This window comes from Streptomyces sp. NPDC059567 (genome assembly GCF_042735655.1).
Lineage (GTDB): Bacteria > Actinomycetota > Actinomycetes > Streptomycetales > Streptomycetaceae > Streptomyces.
This window is the reverse complement of the sequence record NZ_JBHWBS010000109.1, coordinates 2,441-25,809: the sequence shown is the minus strand read 5'-3', so window position 1 is coordinate 25,809 and position 23,369 is coordinate 2,441. Positions and strand designations below refer to the sequence as shown.

Below are 23,369 nucleotides of genomic sequence, written 5' to 3'. Positions count from 1 at the left end.
TTCGGCCTTCCGGCGTTTCCGACTCTATCAGATCCTTTCGGGCCTGATTCCCAGTCAGAGTGGGTTGTCTTTGCGGCTGTTGGGCCGTTCCGACGCTCAAACTCTAGCGGATTTCCCGGGCGACTCATAATCGAGCCATTCGAAATGAATTTCGGCATGCCGAAATTCGTCCCGGCTGGGAGATCGTGCTGAGTAGAGGTGCCGCATCAGCGGCGGGAGTGGCTGTCGCAGAACCGTTCCGGCCCCGTGACAACTCGGAGAACACTACGGATACGGCGGGGGCGTGTCAACCCCGGCCCGGTGACCCCTTCGGGCGCCGCCGGCAGGGCGCCCGCCTGGTGCCTCAGTCGAGGTCGGTGAGCCGGCCGCCGGCGTCCGGCTGGGTGTGCTCGACCCTGCGGAGCAGGCGGATCAGCATGTCGCCGAGGCCGCCGCGCTCATCGCTCGTCAGGTCCTGGAGGAGCTTCTCCTCGAAGTCCGTCGCCATGCGCATCGCCTCGAGCCACTTCGAGCGGCCCTCGTCAGTGAGCTCCACGATCACCCGTACGCGGTTGTTCTCGTCGCGGTCGCGGGTCACGAGACCTTCGCCCGCCATGCGGTCGATGCGATGGGTCATGGCGGCAGGCGTCAGGCCGAGGCGCTTGGCGAGTTCGCCGGGGCCCAGGCGGTAGGGGGCGCCGGCGAGGACGAGGGTCTTGAGGACCTCCCACTCGGCGTTGCTGATGCCGAGGTCGGCGAGCTGGCGGCCGTACGCCACGTTCATGCGCCGGTTCAGCCGGCCCAGGGCGGAGACCACCTTCTCGACCTGGGGGTCGAGCTCGCGGAACTCGCGCTGATAGGCCGCGATCTGTTCGTCGAGGCTCGGCTCCTGCAGGGGCTGCGGGCCGGGCTGCTCGGGGTTGTCGGACATGCGGCGAGTATCCCACGGTCGTCGTTGGCGTTGAAGTCCTTCCATGTGTATTGTTAAGGATCTAATTTTACTGTTGAAGTCTTCACGGTTGATGCCTACAGCGCTGAACCGTCGATCGAAGTGGGTGAGTGTGACCAAGGCGATGGGTGCAGCGATGCGCCGGATCCAGGCAGGCAGCGCGCTGAGCGCGTTCGGACTCGGCTTCACCGTTCCGTACCTCTATGTGTATGTCGCTCAGGTGCGGGACCTGGGCGCGTCCACGGCGGGCATCGTGCTCGCCGTCTTCGCCATGGCCGCACTCGTCGTGCTGCCCTTCAGCGGGCGGGCCATCGACCGGCGGGGTCCGGTCCCCGTCCTTCTGGTCGCCGCGGTCCTCGCCTCTCTCGGCGCCCTGGGCATGGGTCTCTCGGAGAGCGTGCCCGCCGCCGTCGGCTCGGCCGCGCTGCTGGGCGCCGGTACCGCCGTGATGCAGCCGGCGCTCGCGACGATGATCGTCTGGTGCTCGGACCCGGCCACCCGCACCCGGTCCTTCGCCATGCAGTTCTTCCTGCAGAACCTCGGACTGGGCGTCGGTGGTCTGATCGGTGGCCAGCTCGTCGACGAGAGCCGGCCGGACAGCTTCCTTCTTCTCTTCTCCATCGAAGCCGTGATGTTCCTGGTGCTCGCCGGGATCGTCCTGACCGTGCGGATGCCGGGCTCCCCCGCCCTGCAGGGCACCCGCCCCGCTGCCGCCAAGGGCGGCGGCGTCCGGGCGCTGCTCGGGCACAAGGCCATGGTGCAGCTGTGCGTTCTCGGCTTCGTGCTGTTCTTCGCCTGCTACGGGCAGTTCGAGTCGGGTCTCGCGGCGTACGGCACCGAGGCCGCCGGCATTCAGCCGTCGACGCTCGGTATCGCGCTGGCCGCCAACACGGCCGTCATCGTCGTCGCGCAGTTCGTGGTGCTGCGGTTCGTCGAGCGTCGTCGCCGCTCGCGGGTGATCGCGGCCGTCGGTCTGATCTGGGCCGTGGCCTGGGTGATCGCGGGATACGCGGGGCTCGGGCACGGCAGCCAGGCGACGGCGACCGCGGCCTTCATCTCCACGTACGCCCTCTTCGGGCTCGGTGAGGCGATGCTGTCGCCGACGGTGGCGCCGCTGGTCGCGGACCTGGCACCGGAGTCGGCGGTCGGGCAGTACAACTCGGCGTTCGCTCTGGTCAAGCAGCTCGCGCTGGCCGTCGGACCGGCCGTGGGCGGGCCGATGGGGGCCTCGCTGCACGGGCCGTACATCGTGACCTTCGTGCTCTTCTCGCTCGGGATCACGTACCTGGCGCTGCGGCTCGGCAAGCAGCTCACGCCGGTGCAGGACCAGCCGTCCCTGGCCACGAGGAGTTCCCGGGTCGTGGCCCAGCACCTGCCGGAGAAGGAGAGCGTCTCCGTCTGACGCCCCCGGCCACGCCCTAGTCGGGCAGGGCGAACTCGCACCAGACCGCTTTGCCGCCCCCGGGCGTACGGCGGCTTCCCCAGGACGAGGCGATCGTCGCGATGATCGAGATTCCGCGACCCGCCTCGTCCTCCGTTTCCGCCCTGCGGCGGCGCGGCAGGTGGTCGTCGCCGTCCGTGACCTCGATGATCAGACGCCGGTCGGTGCGGCGCAGCCGCAGGCGCATCGGCGGAGTGCCGTGCTTGAGGGAGTTCGCCACCAGCTCGCTGGTGGCGAGGACGCCGAGGTCGCGCAGTTCGACCGGGAAGCGCCAGCTGGAGAGGACGCCCGACGCGAAGGCACGCGCGCGTGGCGCGGCCTCCACTCCGCCGAGGAGCTCCAGGGCAGCGTTGTGGAAGAGCTCGGCGTCCGCTCCCTTGCGGGCGGGGTGCTGGACCACCAGGACCGCCACGTCGTCGTCGTGCTCCGCGGTGACACCGAGCGAGCGCAGCAGCCGGTCGCAGACGACCTGCGGGGTTCCGAGGGCGCCGGACAGGGCGCGCTCCAGTGCGGCGACGCCTTCGTCGATGTCCTCGCGGCGGCGCTCTACCAGACCGTCCGTATAGAGGACGGCGGTGGAGCCGGGGGGCAGGGCGATCGTGCCGGAGGTGTGCAGCCAGCCGCCGGTGCCGAGCGGGGGTCCGGTCGGGTCCTCGGCGCGGCGGACCGTGCCGTCCTCGTCCCTGACGAGGATCGGGAGGTGGCCGGCGGAGGCGTAGACGAGCTTGCCCTCGTTGGGGTCGTGGACCGCGTAGACGCAGGTGGCGATCTGGCTGGCGTCGATCTCGGCGGCGAGCCCGTCGAGCAGCTGGAGCACTTCGTGCGGGGGCAGGTCGAGCCGGGCGTAGGCGCGGACGGCGGTGCGGAGCTGTCCCATGACGGCGGCGGCGCGTACACCGCGGCCCATCACGTCGCCGATGACGAGTGCGGTGCGTCCCGCTCCGAGGGTGATGACGTCGTACCAGTCGCCGCCGACCGCCGCGTCCGTGCCGCCGGGCTGGTACGTGGCGGCGATCCGCAGGTCGTCGGGCTGCTCCAGCTCCTGCGGGAGCAGGGAGCGCTGGAGCGTGACAGCGGTCTCGCGGTGCCGACGCTCGCTGGCACGGAGCCGCTCGGCGGCCTCGGCGTGGTCGGTGACGTCGGCGGCGTGGACGAGGACGGCGCCGCCGTCGAAGCGCGGGGAGTCCACGGGCAGGCAGGTGACCGTGTACGAGCCGCCGTCCTGGGTCTTGCGGGACTTGACCGTGCGCGGCTTCCCGCTGCGCAGGACCTGGTCCATCAGCGGCAGCAGGCCCAGCTCGTGGGCCTCGGGGCAGGTGTCGGCGACGGTGGCCCCGGTGGGGCGGGGTCCGAAGGCGGCGGCGTACGCGTCGTTGACGTAGGCGATGCGGTGCTCGGGGCCGTGCACGAGCGCGACCAGGCCGGGGAGTCGGCCGATGATCTCCCGTACGGAGAAGTCCTCCAGGGCGGGGACCTCGTCGGGGAGGGGCTCAGGCTGCTGCTCGTACTCCCCGCGGGCCGCGGGCACGGAGCCCTCGGTCCCCCGCGCCGCCGTGCGGCGCTGCGTGCCGGGGAGTCGGGCGCTCCAACGGGTGAAGTTCACGGATCTGTATGCCTCGTGGTGTCGTTGGCCGTGCTGAGTCACTCTGTGCAGGTGTGAGCCCACCTATGGTCACACGTCCAGTGTGACCGACCGCACTGACATCGGTGTCAGTCGGGCTTCGGGCCGTTCTTGGGCGGCGGGGGCGCGGCGGCGAGTTCGAACTCGGCGCGTGGGTGTTCCAGCGAGCCGAGCGAGACGATCTCCCGCTTGAACAGGCCGGACAGGGTCCATTCGGCCAGGACTCGGGCCTTCCGGTTGAAGGTCGGGACGCGGCTGAGGTGGTAGGCGCGGTGCATGAACCAGGCCGGGTAGCCCTTGAGTTTGCGACCGTAGACGTGCGCCACCCCCTTGTGAAGGCCGAGGGAGGCGACGGAGCCCGCGTATTTGTGGGCGTACTCCTTCAGCGGCTGTCCACGCAGGGAGGCGGCGATGTTCTCGGCGAGCACCTTGGTCTGGCGCAGGGCGTGCTGCGCGTTCGGCGCGCACTCGGCGCCCGGCTCGTCCGCGGTGATGTCGGGGACGGCGGCCGCGTCGCCGGCCGCCCAGGCGTGTTCGACTCCGTCGACGGTCAGTCGTGCCGTGCACGTGAGCCGGCCGCGGCCGTTGAGCGGCAGGTCGGTGGCGGCGAGGACGGGTGCGGGTTTGACGCCGGCTGTCCATACGACCGTTCGGGTCGGGTGGCGCGTGCCGTCGCTGAGGACGGCGACCCGGTCCTCGCAGGACTCGAGGCGGGTCTCGAGACGGACGTCGATGTTGCGGCCGCGCAGCTCTCGGATCGCGTACTTGCCCATCTTCTCGCCGACCTCGGGCAGGATCCGGTTCGACGCCTCGACCAGGACCCACTTCAGGTCCTCGGGCTTGACGTTGTGGTAGTACCGCGCGGTGTAGCGGGCCATGTCCTCCAGCTCGGCGAGCGCTTCCACGCCCGCGTAGCCGCCGCCGACGAAGACGAACGTGAGGGCGGCGTCGCGCAGTGCCGGGTCGCGGGTGGAGGAGGCGATGTCCATCTGTTCGATGACGTGGTTGCGCAGTCCGATGGCCTCCTCGACGGTCTTGAAGCCGATGGCGTAGTCGGCGAGGCCGGGGACGGGCAGGGTGCGGGAGATCGAGCCGGGAGCGATGACCAGTTCGTCGTAGGTGAGCTGGATGGTCCCGGTGCCCTCCTCCTCGGTGGCGAGGGTGGAGAGCGTCGCGGTGCGCTTCGCGTGGTCGACGGCGTGGACCTCGCCGATGACGATCCGGCATTTGTCGAGGACGCGGCGGAGCGGGACGACGACATGGCGCGGGGAGATCGAGCCGGCGGCCGCCTCGGGGAGGAAGGGCTGGTACGTCATGTACGGCTCGGGCGTGACCACCACGATCTCGGCCGCACCGCTTCTGAGCTCGGCCTTGAGCTGCCGCTGCAGGCGCAGCGCGGTGTACATCCCGACGTAGCCACCGCCGACAACGAGAATGCGCACAGGTTCGGTCACTGTCCCATGACGCACCGCCGTCCGGGGTTTGTCCACAGGCCCGGCAAATTGTGTGACCGGTGGGGCGTGGAGGCGTGGGGTGGCGCATGAGGTGGGTACAGCGGGAAGTGCGCAGGTCAGGGCGGGCACAGGGGGTGAGTCGGGGGGTCATAATCGGGAGAGTTCAGGCCCTTGCTCCGATCGGGGGGCGCACCGTACGGAACTCCCCCTTCTGAATTGACCTCGACTCAACTATGTTCGTACCTCGTCGGGGTATCGGATCGCTGCGCCTAGACCAGTGCGTGGGACGGTCCGGACAATCCCGTGTCAGCAGGGCGGGGAGTCTCCGGGGGGAGACATCATGAGCGGGGGAACGCTTATGCACATGCAGGATTCGCGTTGGCAGGCCGTCGTCGGCACGACGGACGGCTCGGTCAACGGACGGACGGGAGCGCCGGTCGGCCGCTCGGCGCCGCTGCGCGTGGACGCGCAGCGGAATCTGGAGCACGTCCTGCGCGCGGCGCGCGAGGTCTTCGGCGAACTCGGTTACGGGGCGCCGATGGAGGACGTGGCCCGTCGCGCCCGGGTCGGTGTCGGCACGGTATACCGCCGCTTCCCGAGCAAGGACGTCCTGGTGCGGCGGATAGCCGAGGAGGAGACCTCCCGGCTGACGGACCAGGCCCGTGCCGCTCTCGGCCAGGAGGAAGAGCCCTGGTCGGCGCTCTCCCGCTTCCTGCGCACCTCGGTCGCCTCGGGTGCCGGACGGCTGCTGCCGCCGCAGATCCTGCGGGTGGGCGTGGACGCGGACGACCTGGTGCTGCCGGCGCGGTCGGCGGAGGACGCGGCGCGTGTACCGCATCAGCGGGTTTTCGGCGACCAGGCCGAGCAGCGCGTGCTCGGGCCTCGGGCGGTGCCGGAAGCCGAGCAGGACGACGCCGGAGCGGCGGAACTCCTGGAGGTCGTCGGCCGGCTGGTCGACCGGGCCCGTGAGGCGGGCGAGCTGCGGACGGACGTGACCGTGGCGGATGTCCTGCTGGTCATAGCCACGGCGGCGCCCGCGCTGCCGGACGCGGCGCAGCAGGCGGCGGCCTCGGCACGGCTCCTGGACATCCTCCTGGAGGGCCTGCGCTCGCGGTAGCGGGAGCCGGCCGGGCCTGCGCCAGCGGGTGCCGGTCGAGGCGTCGAGTGGTCCGGGCGAACCGTTGAGCATTCCACGAACGGGTGAGCGGTTACGCCCGGATACAGGAAGTCGCCCCGGACGAGTGGTAAGCGGACGGGAGGGTTCGACCCGCCTGCGCTCTGTGGCACGCTTGGCCGGTGTTCGGGTCTGAGCGTGCGTACGGGGGCTTCCGCGATGAGCGGTGACGGTCGGGACGAGCCGCGGGGCAGCGGCGGTGCCACGGAGACCGGGGGCCTGCCTTCCCGGCAGGTGCCGAGCCAGGGCGGGCCGGGAGGCTCGTCGGGTGCGCCCGCCGGCAGGTCGGCCGCGTCGCCGGGTCTCGCCGTACCGGGGCCCGCCGATCCGAGCGTGCCCCCGCAGCGTGAGGGCGGGCTCGGCGCGGCCGGCGACGGTGCGGGTGAGCCCGGCACCGTACTGCCGCCCCCCGTCGAACTGCCGCCGTCCGACGCCGATCTCATCCAGCTGATGCGGACAGGCGATGACAGCGCGTACGAAGAGCTGTTCCGCCGCCACTCCGAGGCCGTACGGCGCTATGCCAGGACCTGCTGCCGTGACGCGCACACCGCCGACGACCTGACGGCGGAGGTGTTCGCCCGCACACTCCAGGCGGTACGGGGCGGGGCGGGGCCCGAGCAGGCCGTCCGCGCCTATCTGTTGACCACGGTCCGGCGGGTGGCCGCGAATTGGACGCGGACGCAGCAGCGGGAGCATCTGGTCGAGGACTTCGCGGTGTTCGCGACGCAGGCCGCCCGCGGCTCCGAGGTCTCCGACCAGGGCGCGTCCTTCGGGGCGGGCCTCGATCTCGGTGCCGATGTCCTGGCCATGCACGAGGCCGAGCAGTCCCTGGCCATGCAGGCGTTCCGCTCGCTGCCCGAGCGGTGGCAGGCCGTGCTGTGGCACACCACCGTCGAGGAGGAGTCGCCGAGCGAGGTCGCGCCGCTGTTCGGCCTGACCGCCAACGCCACCGCCGTGCTCGCCAGTCGGGCCCGCGAGGGCCTCAAGCAGGCGTACCTCCAGGCCCATGTCAGCCAGTCCCTGACCACCGGCGGGGACTGCTCCCGCTATGCCGACCGGCTCGGCGCCTATGCGCGTGGCGGGCTGCGGATGCGGGCCGAGCGCGGGCTGCGCAAGCATCTGGAGGAGTGCGCCAAGTGCCGGCTCGCCGCCGGTGAACTGGCCCATGTCAACGCCGGGATCCCCGCGCTGCTGCCGGTCGCCGTCATCGGCTGGTTCGCCGCCGGGTACTCCCTCAAGGCCGCGGGGGTCGTGGCCGGTGGTGTGGCGGGCGCGGCCGGGGCCGGTGCGGCCGCGGCCGCGACGGGGGCCGGTTCGTCGAGCACGGCCGGGGCGTCCTCCGCCGCCGCGGCCGAGGGACTCGGCGCCCCCGCGAAGGCCGGTATCGCGGCGGCCGTGGCCGTCGCGGCGACCGCCGGTCTGGTGTGGGCGCTGTCCGGGGATCCGCAGCCGGTCGCGAAGCCGGTGCCGTCGCCGCCGGCCGTCGTCCCTGTCGTACCCCCGGAGCCGACCCCGCCGCCGAAGCCCAGCCCCGAGCCCACTCCGCCGCCGGTCGCGCCCGTGCAGGCCCCGGAGCCGACGCCGACGCCCACGCCACCCCCTCCGCCGCCGAAGCCCAGCCCCAAGCCCACCCCGAAGCCGACCCCGCCGGCCCCCGCCCCGAAGCCGAAGCCCAGCCCGCCGAAGCCCACACCGCCGCCCGCTCCGCCCGCCGTGTACCAGGTCAACCGACTGGACTACGGGATCTTCGGCGACGGCACCAAGCCGGAGGTACGGCTCGGGGACAGCAGTTGGATGTGGCAGCGCGACGGTCTGGCCATCGACGGCACGCGGTACGCGCACGGCGTGAGCGTGCATGCGCCGTCGTCCCTCACGATCGACCTCAACCGCCGGTGCAGCAGCTATGACGCGGTCGTCGGCATCGACGACCTCAGCGCGCCCCTCCGGGTCGGCGGCATCCGCTTCTCCGTCTACGGCGACCACGAACGGCTCTGGCGCTCCGACGTGCTCCGGCCGGGCGATCCGGCGGTCCCGGTCCATGTGGGCCTCGCGGGCCGCAAGACGATCCGCCTGGTGGTGGAGGAGCACACGCCGTTCGGACGGGCCGCGGTGGCGGACTGGGCGCAGTCGCAGATCAGCTGCGCCTGAATCGGGGGCGGCGGGGCGAGTTCAGAACCCAGGCCGGTACCAGTACCCCTCCCGCCCGTGACCCTCACGCCGGAAGGGACCGCGTCGACGGCACCAGCGGGCCCACCACCGCCCGTTGCCGCGGTGGGGCGGCCGTGCCCGTCCAGCAGGTGCCGCGGCGGGCCAGGAGGCGGTGGAGCCAGAGTTCGGTGGAGACCAGGTCGGCGAGACCGTCCAAGGGGACCGGTTCTCCCTCCGAGGCGGCGCGGAGGGCCTTGCGGACCACGCGGGCCTCGATCAGGCCCGCGTCGGCGAGGAGCGGGGCCGAGAAGAGGGCCATGAGGTCGGGGAGCGCGGCGCGCAGGCCCGCGCGGACGGCCGAGGCCGGGACCGCCGGGTTGGGGGTGCCCCAGCCCGCCGGGAGGTCGTGGATGCCCGCCCCCGCGAGGACCGTGCGCAGGACGGCTGCCCGGGCACCCGGCTGGACCCGCAGCGATTCGGGGAGGTCGCGGCAGGCCCGTACGACCTGGTTGTCGAGGAAGGGCGCGTGCAGCCGCTGGCTGCGGATCTCCGCCGCCTGTTCCAGGACCCGGTGGTCGGCCGCCGCCCGGGCGAGCGCCGCACGCGCGCGTGCCTCGCCCGGCCGCTGCACCGACGTCGGCAGGGTCGCGGCCCGGTGCAGGCGAACCGATACTTCAGCCAGCGCCTCGCCCGTGAGCCAGCGTGCCGCGGGGCCGGGACGGGACCAGGTCAGCGCGGAGAGGGACGCCTCCAGGGGGCCGAAGGCCCCCTGTCCCGGGCGGTTCGCCTCCAGGAGCCGTGTCGCCGCCACCTCCAGACCCGACCGGTAGGGGGTACGGGCGAGCCGGCGCGCCGCCCGGTAGACCGTCAGCGGCACCAGCAGCGAACCGGCCGACGGGCCGGTGGCCTTGGCGAGCGCCGTCACCGGACGCACCAGCGACCTGCGCCGCCGGTCCATCAGCAGATCGGCCAGGCGCGCCGGGTGCGCGTCCAGGACCTGACGGGCCCCCAGGCCCGTGAAGTGGTCCGCGCTGCCGCCCGCGAGGCGCCGCCGGTGCCGGTCGGCGACGACGAGCGAGGGACCCGGCTCGTCGGTCAGCGGACCGTCCAGCTCCGCGTAGGGCAGCGCCTCCTCGCCCGCCGCCACGACCACATGGTGCAGCCGCGGGTTCTCCGCGATCACCCGGGCGCGCTCCAGCTCGTCCTCCCGGCCCGAAGCACCGCCCGGAGCACCGCCCGGATCTCCCTGGGCGGTGAGGTCGTTGAAGGTGACGGCGAGCAGCCGCTCCCCCGCGCCCGTGCCGTGCCCGAGGATCGTCCCGGGCACGCCCGGGAGGCCGGCCGCCAGCAGCGCGAGCGTGCCCGACGCGCTGCCCCCGGAGAGGTCCGCGCCGATCCCGGGCGCGGGACCGCCGCCCCGGGCCGCCCGCCGCTCGGCTGGCCCCATGCCGGGGACGGGCCCGGGGTCCGGCAGCGGGAAGTCCGGCGCGTGCCGGGGCGCGGTGAGCCGGGCCCGTACGGCGTCGACCAGCGCGTCCCGTACGCCCTCCACCGCCCGGCGCGGCTCGACCTCGGCCGCCGCGACCGCGAGCGAGGCCACCGGCTCGTACCCGGTGATCTCGCGCGAGCCCTCGCGCAGGATCAGGGCGTGCCCGGGCGGCACCCGCTTCACCCCTTCGTACGGGGTGGAGTCGCGCAGCGCCTCCGGGGTCTCGGGGCATGCGAGCAGCGCGGCCAGATGCCCGATGTCGAGCTGGGCCTCGATGAGGTCCGCGAGGGGCAGGGCGGCGGTCGCGTACGCCGTGCCGTTGGCCCACGGGGTGTGGAACACCGGCCGGGCGCCCGCCAGATCGCCCGTGATGGTGATCCGGCGGCCGACCTGCACGACCGCGGTGTAGCTGCCGGCCCAGGCGGTGAGATGGCGCAGTGCGCCCCCGCGCGCGGTGAGGAGCCCGACCCTCAGCTCCTCGTCGCTCGCGGCGCAACACCCCAGTACGGCAAGGCGGGTGTGCGCGTCGATGCCGATCAGTCGCACCTCGTCGGGGCGCCAGTCGCCGACCGCCCACAGGGGATCGGGGTCACCCCACAGCAGCTGTGCGCCCACCGGTTGGACCGTGCGCCCCTCGGACGCCGCACCCCCCACGGCACCGGCCGTACCCGTCGGACCGAAGCTCGCGGCGACACTGCTCCAGCCCACCAGCCATCGCATCGGCGCCTCCACGTCAGTTCAGTGGAGGAACATGCTGCCACGACAATGGCGCACAGGAGGGGCTCCGGGGTCGCGCGCGCAAAGGCGAATGCGCCCCTGGCATGGGACAGTTGCGGCCGGTTCGCCCACCGTCGTCATTCGGCCATTCTCGGCGGCGCCAGGAGTAAGCCGACCGTCCGGGGAGAGTCCGGCAGTCCGGGAGGCGCTGTCCGCCTCCCGGAGCCGTCCGCCGCCCGCGGGGAGCGGGGCGACGGTATCCCCCAGCCCACCGGTCCACAGCCGGGTGGGCCGACCCACGCAGCACTCATGGAAGCGCTCCCGCTCCGACCGGGCGAGAGCGCACGGCCGGGCGCACGGCCACACAACCGGAGCACGCGCCCGGAGCCGCCCCACGGGCGCCGCCCCGGGCTCCACGCGCCGACGCCGCTACGCCATCCGTCCCCCATCCGTCTGTTCACACAACAATCCCGCCATACGGAACTCCGCCCCTTAACGGTAGGGATGCGGCGAACTACGCTGTGTTTACGAATGCCGCACGCCTATGCCCGGCGTCGTGGCGGCCGTCTTGGGTGTCGAGGGGTGGCGTCATGTCCAGGGAGCAACGCGGGCCGAACGAAAAGCTCGGCACGGTTCTCGCCCTCGCGGGAATCAGCAACGCCGGCCTGGCCCGGCGCGTCAACGACCTCGGGGCACAAAGAGGTCTGACGCTTCGTTACGACAAGACCTCGGTGGCCCGTTGGGTGTCGAAGGGCATGGTGCCGCAGGGCGCCGCGCCGCATCTGATCGCCGCCGCGATCGGCCAGAAGCTCGGCCGGCCGGTGCCGCTGCACGAGATCGGCCTCGCCGACGCCGACCCGGCGCCCGAGGTGGGTCTCGCCTTCCCGCGTGACGTGGGTGAGGCGGTCCGCTCGGCCACCGAGCTGTACCGGCTCGACCTCGCGGGCCGACGGGCCGGTGGTGGCGGGATCTGGCAGTCGCTCGCGGGATCCTTCGCGGTCAGCGCCTATGCGACCCCCGCCTCCCGGTGGCTGATAACGCCCGCCGACGCATCCGTCGAGCGCCTGCTCGAACCCGCCGAGGGCCCGGTGCCCGAAGGACCCGAGACCGGTCCCCACGCGCGCGTGGGGCACAGCGACGTCGCCAAGCTCCGCGAGGCGGCCGAGGACGCGCGGCGCTGGGACTCCAAGTACGGGGGCGGCGACTGGCGTTCCTCGATGGTCCCGGAGTGCTTACGGGTCGATGCCGCACCGCTGCTGCTCGGCTCGTACTCGGACGAGGTCGGCCGGGCGCTGTTCGGCGCGACGGCGGAGCTGACCCGGCTGGCCGGCTGGATGGCCTTCGACACCGGCCAGCAGGAGGCCGCCCAGCGCTACTACATCCAGGCGCTGCGGCTGGCGCGCGCCGCGGCCGACGTGCCGCTCGGCGGATACGTCCTCGCCTCCATGTCCCTCCAGGCCACTTACCGGGGCTTCGCCGACGAGGGCGTGGACCTCGCCCAGGCCGCCCTGGAGCGCAACCGCGGGCTCGCCACCGCCCGCACCATGTCCTTCTTCCGGCTCGTCGAGGCCCGGGCACACGCCAAGGCCAACGACGGGCCGGCCGCCGCGGGCGCCCCCCACGCGGCCGCGGGGGGGGGGGGGGGCGCACCGGGGGGCGCCGCCGCCCCCCCCGCCGCCCCGCCCCCCGCGGCCGCCCTCAAGGCGGCCGAGGGCTGGCTGGAGCGCTCACGGGACGGCGACGCCGACCCGTCGTGGCTGGGCTTCTACTCGTACGACCGGTTCTGCGCGGACGCCGCCGAGTGCTACCGGGACCTGAAGGCACCGCGCCAGGTGCGCCGCTTCACCGAGCAGGCGCTGTCCCGGCCGACGGAGGAGTTCGTCCGCTCCCACGGGCTGCGGCTCGTGGTGTCGGCGGTGGCCGAGCTGGAGTCGGGCAATCTGGACGCGGCCTGCGCGGCGGGCACGCGCGCGGTGGAGGTGGCGGGCCGGATCTCGTCCGCCCGCACCACCGAGTACGTACGGGATCTTCTGCACCGTCTCGAGCCGTACGGGGACGAGCCGAGGGTCATCGAGCTGCGCGAGCGGGCCCGTCCACTGCTGATGACTCCGGCGTGACGCGTGTCCCACCGGGTTTAACGGGATTGTCAGTGGGTCAGTGCACTATCGGGGTGGGAGGTGGTGCAGGTGTCGGTGTCCGCACGGTCCGTACGCGACGTGGACTGCGACGTGCTCGTCGTCGGCGGCGGGATCGTCGGTCTGTCGACGGCGTACGCCCTGACCCGCGCCGCGCCCGGCACCCGCGTGACGGTCCTGGAGAAGGAGCACGGCCCGGCCCGCCACCAGACGGGGCGGAACAGCGGCGTGATCCACAGCGGGATCTACTACCGTCCGGGGTCCCTGAAGGCACGGTTCGCGGTCGCGGGGGCGGCCGAGATGGTCAAGTTCTGCGCGGAGTACGGCCTGCCGTACGAGGTCACGGGCAAGCTGATCGTCGCGACCGCGCGCGACGAGCTGCCCCGGCTGCATGCGCTCGTGCAGCGCGGCCGGGAGAACGGCATCCCGGTGCGCGAGTTGGGCCCCGCGCAGATCAGCGAGTACGAGCCGCGGGTGCGGGGGCTCGCCGCGATCCATGTCGGCACGACCGGGATCTGCGACTACGGAGCGGTGGCGGCGCAGCTCGCCGAGTCCTCCGGGGCGCGGATCCTCTACGGCTCCGAGGTCACCGCGGTCGACCGCAGGCCCTGGGGCGTCGCCGTCCGCACGGCCGCCGGGAGGGTGGTGCGGGGCCGGGTCCTGGTGAACTGCGCGGGGCTGCACTGCGACCGGGTGGCGCGGCTCGCGGGCGACGAGCCGGGGATGCGGATCGTCCCCTTCCGTGGGGAGTACTACGAGCTGGCGGACCCGTCACTGGTGCGCGGCCTGGTCTATCCCGTGCCCGACCCGGCCTTCCCCTTCCTCGGGGTCCATCTGACGCGGGGCGTCGACGGCGGCGTGCACGTGGGGCCGAACGCGGTGCCGGCGCTGGCCCGCGAGGGGTACGGCTGGTCGGCCGTCCGGCCCGGCGACCTGGCGGGGACGCTGGCATGGCCCGGGTCGTGGCAGATCGCGCGGGAGCACTGGCGGTACGGAGCGGGTGAGCTGCGCCGGTCGCTGTCGAAGCGGGCCTTCACGGAGGCGGTGCGCAGGCTGCTGCCGGTGGTGGAGGAAACGGATCTGCGGCGCGCTCCCGCGGGGGTGCGGGCGCAGGCGGTGCTGCGGGACGGCACGCTGCTGGACGACTTCCTGATCCGCGAGGCCCCGCGGACGATCCACGTCCTGAACGCCCCGAGCCCGGCGGCGACGGCGTCCCTCCCGATCGGCCGCGAGATCGCCACGAGGGTGTTGTCGTTCCTGTAGTCCTCGCCTGTAGTCCTCGCCACAGCGGAGTGGGGTGAGCGCGCCCGTAGAATTGGGGGCATTGTGTCTGAGTCTCGAGAAGTCGCCACCCACCCCGTCGCCGAGCCCGTCGTCGCCCGGCGGGGCAGTCGGATGTTCGCCGCCGGGGAAGGCCCCCTGCCCGATCCCGCCGGGTCGCACCACGAGCGGCGTATCCGCAGCTTCCAGCCCCGCCGCAGCCGCGTCACCGCGGGGCAGGCCGAGGCGATGCTCAAGCGGTGGCCCGACTGGGGCCTCGACATCGACGGCAAGCGGGTCCTCGACCTGAAGGAGATGTTCGGCGGTCTCCCGGTCGTTCTGGAGATCGGCTTCGGCATGGGCGAGGCCACGGCGCAGATGGCCGCCGCCGACCCCGGCACCGGCATCCTCGCCGTGGACGTCCACACCCCCGGCCAGGGCAACCTCCTCGGTCTCGCCGACCGGGGCGGTATGGAGAACGTCCGGGTCGCCAACGGCGACGCGGTCATCCTGCTCCGCGAGATGCTCGCCTCCGACGCCCTCGACGGCTGCCGCGTCTACTTCCCGGACCCGTGGCCCAAGAAGCGCCACCACAAGCGGCGCCTGATCCAGCCCGAGTTCCTCACGCTGCTGGCGACGCGGATGAAGCCCGGCGCCGTCCTGCACTGCGCCACCGACTGGGAGGAGTACGCCGAGAAGATGCTCGAGGTCCTCTCCGCTCACCCTGAATTCGAGAACACCCAGGCCGACGGCGGCTACGCGCCCCGCCCGGCCTTCCGTCCCCTCACCCGCTTCGAGGGGCAGGGCCTCGACAAGGGCCACGTCGTGCACGACCTGCTCTTCGCCAGGAAGTAGGACTTCGAGGGCGGAACTCCCTCGCGGGGTGTCAGTCCCTGTCGTTAGGGTCGCTCACGTGTCGAACCACGTGCCCGTCCCTGCCCGGGACACCGAGGAGCCCGCCTTCCCGGCCGTCCCGGACCGCGCCCAGTGGCGCTACCGGCCCCGCCGAGCGTTCTGGCGCAGCAAGGTGGTCCGGGCGATCGCCGTGGTCACGCTTCTCACGCTCTGCGCGCTGGTGATCCTCGCGATCGTGCGGGACCAGACCGGCACCGAGGGCTTCCTCGTCGGCCTCGGCCTGGCCGTCCTGCCCGTCCCCCTGCTGGTCGCCGCCTTCCGCTGGCTCGACCGCGTCGAACCCGGCCCGTGGCGGAACCTGATCTTCGCGTTCTGCTGGGGCGCCTTCGCCGCCGCGCTCGTCTCGATCATCGCCAACTCCTTCGCGGTCCGCTGGATAGCCACCGCCACGGCCGACCCGGCCTCCGCCGACACCCTCGGCGCCACGGTCGTGGCACCGGTGGTCGAGGAGAGCGCCAAGGCCGCCGCCGTACTGCTGATCTTCCTGCTGCGCCGCCGCGACTTCACCGGTCTCGTCGACGGCGTCGTGATAGCCGGCCTCACCGCCAGCGGCTTCGCCTTCACCGAGAACATCCTCTATCTCGGCCGGGCGTTCGGCGAGGACCAGGAGATCGGTACGTCCGGCATCGGCTCGATGACCGCCGGCACCTTCTTCGTACGGATCGTGATGTCGCCGTTCGCGCATCCGCTCTTCACCGTGCTCACCGGCCTCGGCTTCGGCTTCGCCGCCCTCGCCACCCGGCGTCAGCGCGTGCGACGTGTCCTGCTGCCGGTGACCGGTCTCGTCCTCTCGATGGGCGTGCACGCCCTGTGGAACGGCTCGGCGACGGTCCTCGGACCGTGGGGCTTCATCGTCGTGTACGGCATCTTCATGGTGCCCGCGTTCGGTCTGCTGACGTGGCTGGCGATATGGAGCAGGCAGCGGGAGCTGCGGACGATATCCGGGCAGCTCCCGGCGTACGCGGCGGCCGGCTGGCTCTCCCCCGCGGAGCCGCTCGCGCTCTCCTCCATGCGGGCCCGGTCCCTCGCCCGCGACTTCGCCCGCCGCACGTACGGCCCGCCGGCCGCCGTCGCGGTCGGGGAGTACGAGGTGTTCGCGACGACCCTCGCCTTCCTGCGCCACCGCGCCCTGCGCGGCGCGGGCGGCCCGGACTTCATCGCCCGCGAGCAGGAGCTGCTCCACCACCTCTGGCAGCGCAAGGCGGTCGCCTCCCCCGCCCTGACCTATGCGGCACGCGCGACGGGCCAGGTCTGGGCACCGCCGCAGTACCTGGACTACGGCGGCTACAACCCGTACCGGAGCTAGACGCGGGGCCGACTCCGAGTCGGTCGGTGGGGCGCAGGTCGAGCGCGGCCGGAAGCCGACGGCCCGCGGATGCCGGAAGCCGGAAGCCGACGGCACGGCGGGGGAAGGGGTGTTCCGGCAGCCCTGACGTCGGGGGGGGTGCCGCCAGGACTGCCGGAGTCGAAGTGCCGCGCACGAGAGACGCGCCCCCGCGCGAAGAGCGCGATGGGCGCGTCGAAGGCTCAGCGGCCTCTGCGGCCTCGCGTTCCCGGCCGGATCAGACCGACAGGCCCTTGCCCCGGAGCCAGGCCGCCGGGTCGATGCCGTCGCCGCCCGCGGTGTGGACCTCCAGGTGCAGGTGCGGGCCGGTCACGTTGCCGGTCGCGCCGACGCGGCCGATCGTGTCGCCCGTGCCCACCGACTGGCCCACGCTCACGGTCATCGAGGACAGGTGCGCGTACCAGACCTCAGAGCCGTCCTCCAGCTCCAGGACGATCCGGTAGCCGTACGAGCCGGACCAGCCCGCCGACTTGATGGTGCCGCCGTGGACCGCCTTGACCGGGGTGCCGGTGGGAGCCGCGAAGTCGAGGCCGGTGTGGTAGCCGGAGGACCACATGGAGCCGGACTGGCCGTACGTGGAGGTGAGGGTGTACGAGGACGTGGGCAGGGAGTAGCTCGCGGCGAGCTTGGCCAGGCGCTCCGCCTCGGCCTTCGCGGCCGCCTCCGCCTCCGCCTTCTTCTTCGCCTCGGCGGCGGCCTTCTCGGCCGCGGACGCCTTCGCCGCCGCCTCTGCCGCGGCCTTCTCCGCCGCCTGCTTCTCCGCCTCGGCCTTCTCGGCCGCGTCGGCGGAGGCCTGCTGCTGCTCGGCCTGCTGGAGGATGCGGGCGCGCAGCGCCTCGCCGGCGTCGGCGGTGGACTCGGAGGCGGAGCCGCCGTCGGTCTTCTCGGCGCTGTCGGCCGGGAGGGTGAGGGAGGCGGTGAGCGGCTGCGGGTTGTTCGTCCCGGAACCCGTACCGTCGGCGCCGTCCTCGTCGGAGATGAGCTCGCCGACGCCCGGCAGTTCGGAGGCGTCCGGGAGGTTCAGGTCCGGGAGCGATATCGAGACCGGGGGCTTGTCCTTGGCGGTGGCCATGCCACCCGCGCCGACGGCCGCGATGACACCGACGCCGAGGACGGTGGAGGAGCGGGCGAAGGCCGAGCGCTGCTTCACGACCCGGTGGCGGCCGCCGGAGCGGGCCTGCTGGCGAAGGGAGTCCTCGGTGGGGTTCCACTCCCCCCACGCGGTGGCGTCGTCCGTACCGGCGGCGCCCGGCGCACCGAACGCTTGGAACCCGTCGAAGGTGTCTTCGGGGGCAGGGGTGTTGGACGCCACGGAGGCGTACTCCTTTCCTTCCTTCTCGCCTACCGGGTTAGCTGACGGGTTCGGAGCAGGAAGGTCTCCTACGGGCGGTGCCGCACGGGTGCGACGGTGCCCGATTCACCCCAAGTGGTGGTTCCCCGGTTCCCTTTCAGGATTCGGCGCGTGCGCACGGTGCCGTCTCTTGCGACGGCTGGGACGACCGCGCTGCGTTATCGAACGTTAATAGACAGGAGGGCGGGATTCCAAGCCGTTCCGACTGATCGTTCAAGAGATTGAGCCAGTACAGCCCGATTTGACCCCGCTTCAGTAAACCCCCGAGTGAAAGACGTGGAGCTGACGGTGTATCAATTGTTATCGCAGCGGTACCTCTCCACTACGGATGGTCACGGCACCACCGGCATCGTCCGCCGCCGCTCCGGCTGCCCTGTCGCCGGACGGCTCACCGCGAGCAGCGCCATGTCGTCCGTGGAGCCGCCGCCCGTGTACCGGCGGACGTCGTCGACGAGCGCGTCCAGCAGTTCCTCCGGCCCCGGGAAGATCCGTCCCGAGAGGCGCTCGGCCGGATCGTAGAAGGCGCCCGTGGAGTCGCGCGCCTCGGAGAGACCGTCGGTGTAGAAGAGCAGCGTCGCGCCCGGCGGATACGCGCTCTCGTCGGCCCGGTCGGGCCAGGCGGCCAACTCGCCCATCCCGAGCGGCAGCGCCGGCTCGCTCGGCGCCAGAAGCTCCAGGGCCCCGTCCGCATGCAGCAGCAGCGGCTCGGGGTGACCGCGGTTCACCACCCGTACGCGCCCGTCCACGCGCGGGATCTCGGCCAGGACGGCGGTGGTGAACCCCTCGAAGGCGTCGAGGCTGGAACGGCGCGTGCCCTCCCGGGCCAGCGCCCGCTCCAGCCGCTGCGCGACGCCCTCGAGGGTCGCCTCCTGCTCGGCCGCCTCCCGGAACGCGCCGATCACGATGGCGACCGCCTCGACCGCGTCCAGCCCCTTGCCCCGCACGTCACCCACCACGAGCCGCACCCCGTACGGCGTGTCCTGGACGGCGAACAGATCGCCTCCGATGAACGCGTCCGCTTGTGCGGCCTCGTAGCGAGCCGCCACCTGAAGGCCGCCGATCCGCTCGGCCGGTGTCGGCAGGACCGCCTTCTGGGCGGTCGCCGCGATCACCCGGGCCGAGGCGAGCCGCTCGCCGCTGCGCAGCACGACCCGGTTGATGAGCAGGGCGAGGGCGGCGACGGTGGCGACGGTGAACGTCTCGGTGAGGGAGGGTACTTCGGAGGCGGTGTGGTTGTAGAGGTGCAGAGCGACGCCGGCGAGGATCGCCGCGATGCCGGTGAGCAGGGTCGTCAGCATCGAGAAGAACGGGGCGGCGATGAGGGGCGCGGCCGAGAACATCGGGGCCGCCGTGTACGAGGGCGGGGTGGAGAGGTCGAAGACGACGCCGCCGAGGATGACGAGCGGGGGCAGGGCTCGGATGAAGCGCCGGGCCCGCTCGGCTCGCGGCCGCGGACGCCCGTTCACGTCGCCGCCCGCGCCTCGCTGCCCCTGCCCCACCTGTGCTCTCCTGCCCGGTCCGTACACGGCGACGGACGGTACCGCGCCCTCCCCAGGGTGGCGGGAGCCGCGCCGCGCGGCGACCCCCGCTCGGCCGAGTGGGTGACACCTCCTCAGCCGCTCACCCCTAAGCCCCCGCCCTTCACCTCCGCGCGCCCCCGACCCTTACCCCCGAGCCTCCGAGTCCGAGTCCACGTCCGAGCCCGGGCGCGCGTCCGCGCTCAGCCGTCCGCCGCGCCCCAGCGCCCCCACCGCGCCCGCACACAGCAGCCCGACCCCGCACAGCACCAGCCACGGCGTCGCCGACCACCCGGTCACATCGAGCAGCGCGCCCGTCCCCAGGTTCCCGAGGGTGATCCCGATCCCGCAGACCGTGTTGTAGAGCCCGTAGTGCGTGGCGACCCACCGCCCGCCCGAGAGGGCGACGACCGTGTCCATCTCGTACGGGTAGAGCACCGCGTTCGCGACCGCCAGGACCGCCGCGCACAGCAGCAGGCCCGCGAGCCCGGGAACGGCCACCGGCGGCAGGAAGGCCACGCCCATCAGCACCAGGCCGAGGACCAGGCAGCGCTCGCGGCTCAGCCGGCGCCGGCACCAGGCCGTGATCCTCAGCTGGCCGGCCAGCGCCACGAGCGCGGAGACCACGAAGAGCGCGGTCGTCGCCGCCGTGCCGTCCGCCGCGAGCGGGAGCGCCAGATAGACCTGGAAGGACAGGACGTACGAGCCGGTCATCGCCAGCGAGAACAGCCAGAAGGTGCGGTTGGTCAGCACCGTACGGAACTGGCCCCGTTCCTCGACCCCCTCCGCCGCCTTCCCCCGTACCGGAAGATGCCGCAGCTGCACCAGCGTCAGTACGGCGAACAGCACCGCCGCCACCACGCACGTCAGCCGGAACGACACCCCCGTCAGCGCCACCCCGACCAGTGGTCCGAGCAGGATCCCGGCCTGGTAGTACGTGTTGAACAGCGCGAACGCCTCCACCCGCCGCTCCCCCGCCTCCGCCGCGAGATACGCCCGCACGGCCGGGTTGAACAGCGCCCCCGCCAGACCCGTCGCCACCGAGGCGGCGACCAGCACCGGCAGCGACTGGGCGAACGCGAGCGCCCCGAAGCCCGCCGTCCGCAGCGCGCAGCCGGCGACGATCAGCGGCTTGAAGCCGAGCCGGTCGGCCAGCGCCCCGCCGAGCAGGAACAGGCCCTGCTGGGAGAGGTTCCGTACGCCGAGGACGAGACCGACGGCCCAGGCCGCCATGCCGAGCCCGTCCGCGAGATGTGCGGCGAGGTACGGCATCAGCATGTAGAAGCCGAGGTTGATGGTCAGCTGGTTGAGGAAGAGCAGCCGTACCGCGGGCTCGAAGGTACGGCTCTGCCGCCGGATCCCGCCCTTGGCGGGGGCCGAGACCTCGGCGCTCATCGGACCCGCTCCAGGACCCGGCGGGTCCAGCCGTCGACCCGGGCATCGCCCTCGTACGCCGCCGGCTCCTCGCGCGGCGGGGCGTCGAGCAGCCCGTGCGCCGCGCAGAACTCGTCGCTGAAGACCGTGTCGAAGTACCGCTGCGGCCCGTCCGGGAAGACGGCCGCGATCCGTGTCCCGCGCGGCCGGGTGCGGGCCAGCCATCCGGCGACGAGCGCGACCGCGCCCACGCTCCAGCCGCCCGTGGCGAACTGACGCGACGCCAGACGCCGGGCCGCCCGGACCGCGTCGGCCGGACCGACCCAGTGGATCTCGTCGAAGGCGGCGTGATCGACGTTGCCGGGGTGGATGGAGGAGCCGAGCCCGCGCATCAGCCGCTCGCCCGCCGGGAGGCCGAAGACGGTGGAGTGGACGCTGTCGACGCCGACCAGCTCCAGGGCGGGGCTGGACGTGGCACGCAGCGCGCGGGAGATGCCCGCGGAGTGCCCGCCCGTCCCCACCGCGCAGACCAGGACGTCGATCCGGTCGAGCTGCGCGGAGAGCTCGCCGGCCAGCCCCGCGTACGCCTCGGGGTTGTCGGGGTTGCCGTACTGGTTCGGCCACCACGCCCCGTCGAGTGCCGCGAGCAGCTCCGCCACCCGGTCCATCCGCGCCTGCTGCCAGCCGCCCCGCGGGCTCGGCTCGGGCACGACGTGGACGGTGGCACCGTGGGCGACGAGCATCCGCTCGACGATCGGCTCGAGACCGGGGTCGGTGACGACATGGACGGGATGGCCGTGCAGCACGCCCGCCAGCGCGAGGCCGAGACCGAGCGTGCCGGAGGTCGACTCGACGATGGGCGCGCCGGGACGCAGCTCTCCGCGGCGGCGGGCCTGTTCGACCATGTGGAGGGCGGCGCGGTCCTTGATGCCGCCGAAATTGAAGCCTTCGAGCTTGGCCCAGTAGCCGTCGTCCATCCACAGCACCGGGGTGTTGCCGACGGTCTGCGCGGCGAGGGAGGACAACGCGGCGACGGGCAGCAGGTTGTTCATCAGGAGTACGTCCTTGAAGTGGGTACGCCGAAGGGGAGCCTGGTCGTGTCGTGCGACCCGGCTCAGTTCCGGTTCACTCCGAGGGCGATCAGCAGCCGGCCCGGCTCTGGGCCGGGTCCCGCCCGGTCACGGACGCAGCGCGCACGCGGATCGGCGGGGAAGACCTCGGCGTCGGCGAGGAGTACGGCTGCGCCGGCATCGGGCGCCGCGGGCTGCGGGACCGTCTGGGCGGGCAGATGGACGTCGAAGGACCACGTCTCCCCGGGCCGCTCGCAGCCGTGCGGGAGGGCGGGGGCGGTGACCGTGGCCGTGCCGTCGGGGGAGGCGAGCGGATGATGCCCGTGCGTCCCGTGGCAGACACTCGCCAGCAGGGCGAGGAGCGCGAGCAGGACGAGGACGGCGGGCGCCCGCCGTCGTACGTCGTCGATCACTGCCTCGTCACGCATGGTGCGCGCGACATTACGGTGCGCCGGTGCGTCGCCGCAAAGAGGCGTGCCCGGTTTCGGACACCGTTTACTTCGGGCACGAAGCCCTACATGTTCCGCTCCGCGTAGACCTTCATCGCGTCGCGGACGAGGAGGACGGTGCCCTCGCCGTGCTGGTCGTAGTTCCGGCCGAAGCGCGGGTCGTCGACGTACATCCGGCCGAGGCCGATCACGTACTCCTTCGTCGGCGTCGTGGTCGTCGACAGCCACGCGACCTGGCGCCGTGCGATCTCCTGGACCTCGTCGCTGTCGGCGGCGAGGCCGTCCCGGGCCGCCTGCCCGAAGTCACGGGCGATGCCGGCCTGCTCGTCCATGAACGCCTGCTTCTGTGCGGCGCTGAGCGAGCGCCACCAGCGGTCGCCCTTCTCGTACGCGTCGCGGCCCCAGCGCTCGGTGACCTCCTCCTCGTACTGCGTGTGATCGAATCCGTCGAACACTTCTTCCGCCATGAGTTCCTCTCCGTTCTCCGTCTTGTGGAGAGTGGTCCGCACCGCCTCGATCTGCCGCCCGATCCGCTCCCGCTCCTGTTCGAGGAGGAGCAGATGGGTGCGCAGAGCCGCGGGCGTGTCCCGCTGACCTTCCAGGACCTCGGCGATGGCGGGCAGGGAGAGCCCGAGCTCGCGCAGCAGCAGGATGCGCTGCAGCCGCACGAGCGCCGCCTGGTCGTAGTACCGGTAACCGTTGGCGCCGATCCGGCTCGGCTCCAGCAGTCCGCGCTCTCCGTAATGCCGGAGAGTGCGGCTGGTGGTGCCGGCCTTCTTGGCGATCTCCTGGATCGACCACTCCATGGGGAAAACGCTAGATCTTGACGCTGCGTAAAGGTCAAGCCCGATGGGTGGCGACACGACGAAGGCCCGGATCCAGTGAATGGATCACGGCCGTAGTTTTATAAAGAGTTGCGGGGGCCGGGTTTGTAACAGCGACCACAGGGGTTTTATCACCCAGAGCAACACAGAAGCACCA

The 23,369-nt window shown here is 72.7% G+C and carries 17 protein-coding genes and 1 riboswitch; of the genes, 7 read left to right on the top strand and 10 right to left on the bottom strand.

Annotated features, from left to right (window positions below):
• Window positions 1-343: 343 nt before the first annotated feature.
• Entirely contained in the window at window positions 344-910 is a 567-nt protein-coding gene (locus ACFVZW_RS32190; RefSeq protein WP_384528861.1) for a MarR family winged helix-turn-helix transcriptional regulator, read from the bottom strand.
• Between the two features lie 142 nt (window positions 911-1,052).
• Between ACFVZW_RS32190 and ACFVZW_RS32185 the strand changes: the two genes are divergently transcribed.
• A complete protein-coding gene (locus ACFVZW_RS32185) occupies window positions 1,053-2,330 on the top strand; it encodes an MFS transporter (protein WP_384528869.1) in 1,278 nt (425 codons plus the stop codon).
• A gap of 16 nt (window positions 2,331-2,346) precedes the next feature.
• On the opposite strand, the gene ACFVZW_RS32180 is transcribed toward ACFVZW_RS32185, so the two are convergent.
• Window positions 2,347-3,972 (bottom strand): SpoIIE family protein phosphatase, encoded by a 1,626-nt coding sequence (locus ACFVZW_RS32180; protein ID WP_384528858.1) that lies wholly within the window; start codon window positions 3,970-3,972, stop codon window positions 2,347-2,349.
• A 107-nt stretch (window positions 3,973-4,079) separates the two neighbouring features.
• Window positions 4,080-5,444 carry an NAD(P)/FAD-dependent oxidoreductase gene (locus ACFVZW_RS32175; protein WP_384528855.1) on the bottom strand — a complete coding sequence of 455 codons (1,365 nt, stop codon included), beginning with the start codon at window positions 5,442-5,444 and terminating at the stop codon, window positions 4,080-4,082.
• 358 nt (window positions 5,445-5,802) lie between these two features.
• On the opposite strand from ACFVZW_RS32175, the gene ACFVZW_RS32170 reads away from it, so the two are divergent.
• A complete protein-coding gene (locus ACFVZW_RS32170) occupies window positions 5,803-6,561 on the top strand; it encodes a TetR/AcrR family transcriptional regulator (protein WP_384528866.1) in 759 nt (252 codons plus the stop codon).
• A gap of 216 nt (window positions 6,562-6,777) precedes the next feature.
• On the top strand, window positions 6,778-8,766 hold the full coding sequence (locus ACFVZW_RS32165; RefSeq protein WP_384528853.1) for a sigma-70 family RNA polymerase sigma factor: 1,989 nt from the start codon (window positions 6,778-6,780) through the stop codon (window positions 8,764-8,766).
• Between the two features lie 64 nt (window positions 8,767-8,830).
• Here ACFVZW_RS32165 and ACFVZW_RS32160 read toward each other — a convergent pair whose 3' ends face one another.
• Window positions 8,831-10,975 carry an asparagine synthase-related protein gene (locus tag ACFVZW_RS32160; RefSeq protein WP_384528850.1) on the bottom strand — a complete coding sequence of 715 codons (2,145 nt, stop codon included), beginning with the start codon at window positions 10,973-10,975 and terminating at the stop codon, window positions 8,831-8,833.
• Window positions 10,976-11,562: 587 nt separating this feature from the next.
• Here ACFVZW_RS32160 and ACFVZW_RS32155 point away from each other — a divergent pair.
• From ACFVZW_RS32155 to ACFVZW_RS32140, 4 genes are all read left to right on the top strand, one after another.
• Entirely contained in the window at window positions 11,563-13,089 is a 1,527-nt protein-coding gene (locus ACFVZW_RS32155) for an MFS transporter (RefSeq protein ID WP_384528847.1), read from the top strand.
• A 69-nt stretch (window positions 13,090-13,158) separates the two neighbouring features.
• Entirely contained in the window at window positions 13,159-14,370 is a 1,212-nt protein-coding gene (gene lhgO, locus ACFVZW_RS32150; RefSeq protein ID WP_384528844.1) for an L-2-hydroxyglutarate oxidase, read from the top strand.
• 132 nt (window positions 14,371-14,502) lie between these two features.
• Window positions 14,503-15,222, top strand: coding sequence for a tRNA (guanosine(46)-N7)-methyltransferase TrmB (trmB, locus tag ACFVZW_RS32145; RefSeq protein ID WP_384528864.1), 720 nt, complete (start codon window positions 14,503-14,505; stop codon window positions 15,220-15,222).
• Between the two features lie 58 nt (window positions 15,223-15,280).
• The gene (locus tag ACFVZW_RS32140; RefSeq protein WP_384528842.1) at window positions 15,281-16,588 is read left to right on the top strand and encodes a PrsW family intramembrane metalloprotease; all 1,308 of its coding nucleotides are present in this window, start codon (window positions 15,281-15,283) and stop codon (window positions 16,586-16,588) included.
• Window positions 16,589-16,844: 256 nt separating this feature from the next.
• Here the strand turns inward: ACFVZW_RS32140 and ACFVZW_RS32135 are convergent, their stop codons facing one another.
• The 6 genes from ACFVZW_RS32135 to ACFVZW_RS32110 all read right to left on the bottom strand — a co-directional run bounded on the left by ACFVZW_RS32135 (window position 16,845) and on the right by ACFVZW_RS32110 (window position 23,194).
• Window positions 16,845-17,939, bottom strand: coding sequence for a M23 family metallopeptidase (locus ACFVZW_RS32135; protein ID WP_384528839.1), 1,095 nt, complete (start codon window positions 17,937-17,939; stop codon window positions 16,845-16,847).
• Window positions 17,940-17,950: 11 nt separating this feature from the next.
• A riboswitch (cyclic di-AMP (ydaO/yuaA leader) is annotated at window positions 17,951-18,098 on the bottom strand.
• Window positions 18,099-18,310: 212 nt separating this feature from the next.
• Entirely contained in the window at window positions 18,311-19,504 is a 1,194-nt protein-coding gene (locus ACFVZW_RS32130) for a PP2C family protein-serine/threonine phosphatase (RefSeq protein WP_384528836.1), read from the bottom strand.
• A 138-nt stretch (window positions 19,505-19,642) separates the two neighbouring features.
• Window positions 19,643-20,890 (bottom strand): MFS transporter, encoded by a 1,248-nt coding sequence (locus ACFVZW_RS32125; protein ID WP_384528833.1) that lies wholly within the window; start codon window positions 20,888-20,890, stop codon window positions 19,643-19,645.
• The gene (locus ACFVZW_RS32120; protein ID WP_384528830.1) at window positions 20,887-21,921 is read right to left on the bottom strand and encodes a PLP-dependent cysteine synthase family protein; all 1,035 of its coding nucleotides are present in this window, start codon (window positions 21,919-21,921) and stop codon (window positions 20,887-20,889) included. Before ACFVZW_RS32120 ends, ACFVZW_RS32125 begins: the two co-directional genes overlap by 4 nt.
• Before the next feature lie 62 nt (window positions 21,922-21,983).
• Window positions 21,984-22,367 (bottom strand): hypothetical protein, encoded by a 384-nt coding sequence (locus tag ACFVZW_RS32115; RefSeq protein ID WP_384528827.1) that lies wholly within the window; start codon window positions 22,365-22,367, stop codon window positions 21,984-21,986.
• Between the two features lie 86 nt (window positions 22,368-22,453).
• Window positions 22,454-23,194, bottom strand: a complete 741-nt coding sequence (locus ACFVZW_RS32110) for a MerR family transcriptional regulator (RefSeq protein WP_384528825.1) — start codon at window positions 23,192-23,194, stop codon at window positions 22,454-22,456.
• Window positions 23,195-23,369 lie beyond the last annotated feature (175 nt).

What these genes read in the sequence shown, in the direction of transcription:
- ACFVZW_RS32190 (WP_384528861.1), bottom strand. Translation starts at nt 910, where the DNA reads ATGTCCGACAACCCCGAGCAGCCCGGCCCGCAGCCCCTGCAGGAGCCG.
- ACFVZW_RS32185 (WP_384528869.1), top strand. Translation starts at nt 1,053, where the DNA reads ATGGGTGCAGCGATGCGCCGGATCCAGGCAGGCAGCGCGCTGAGCGCG.
- ACFVZW_RS32170 (WP_384528866.1), top strand. Translation starts at nt 5,803, where the DNA reads ATGCACATGCAGGATTCGCGTTGGCAGGCCGTCGTCGGCACGACGGAC.
- ACFVZW_RS32165 (WP_384528853.1), top strand. Translation starts at nt 6,778, where the DNA reads ATGAGCGGTGACGGTCGGGACGAGCCGCGGGGCAGCGGCGGTGCCACG.
- ACFVZW_RS32160 (WP_384528850.1), bottom strand. Translation starts at nt 10,975, where the DNA reads ATGCGATGGCTGGTGGGCTGGAGCAGTGTCGCCGCGAGCTTCGGTCCG.
- ACFVZW_RS32155 (WP_384528847.1), top strand. Translation starts at nt 11,563, where the DNA reads ATGTCCAGGGAGCAACGCGGGCCGAACGAAAAGCTCGGCACGGTTCTC.
- trmB (WP_384528864.1), top strand. Translation starts at nt 14,503, where the DNA reads ATGTTCGCCGCCGGGGAAGGCCCCCTGCCCGATCCCGCCGGGTCGCAC.
- ACFVZW_RS32125 (WP_384528833.1), bottom strand. Translation starts at nt 20,890, where the DNA reads ATGAGCGCCGAGGTCTCGGCCCCCGCCAAGGGCGGGATCCGGCGGCAG.
- ACFVZW_RS32120 (WP_384528830.1), bottom strand. Translation starts at nt 21,921, where the DNA reads ATGAACAACCTGCTGCCCGTCGCCGCGTTGTCCTCCCTCGCCGCGCAG.
- ACFVZW_RS32115 (WP_384528827.1), bottom strand. Translation starts at nt 22,367, where the DNA reads ATGCGTGACGAGGCAGTGATCGACGACGTACGACGGCGGGCGCCCGCC.
- ACFVZW_RS32110 (WP_384528825.1), bottom strand. Translation starts at nt 23,194, where the DNA reads ATGGAGTGGTCGATCCAGGAGATCGCCAAGAAGGCCGGCACCACCAGC.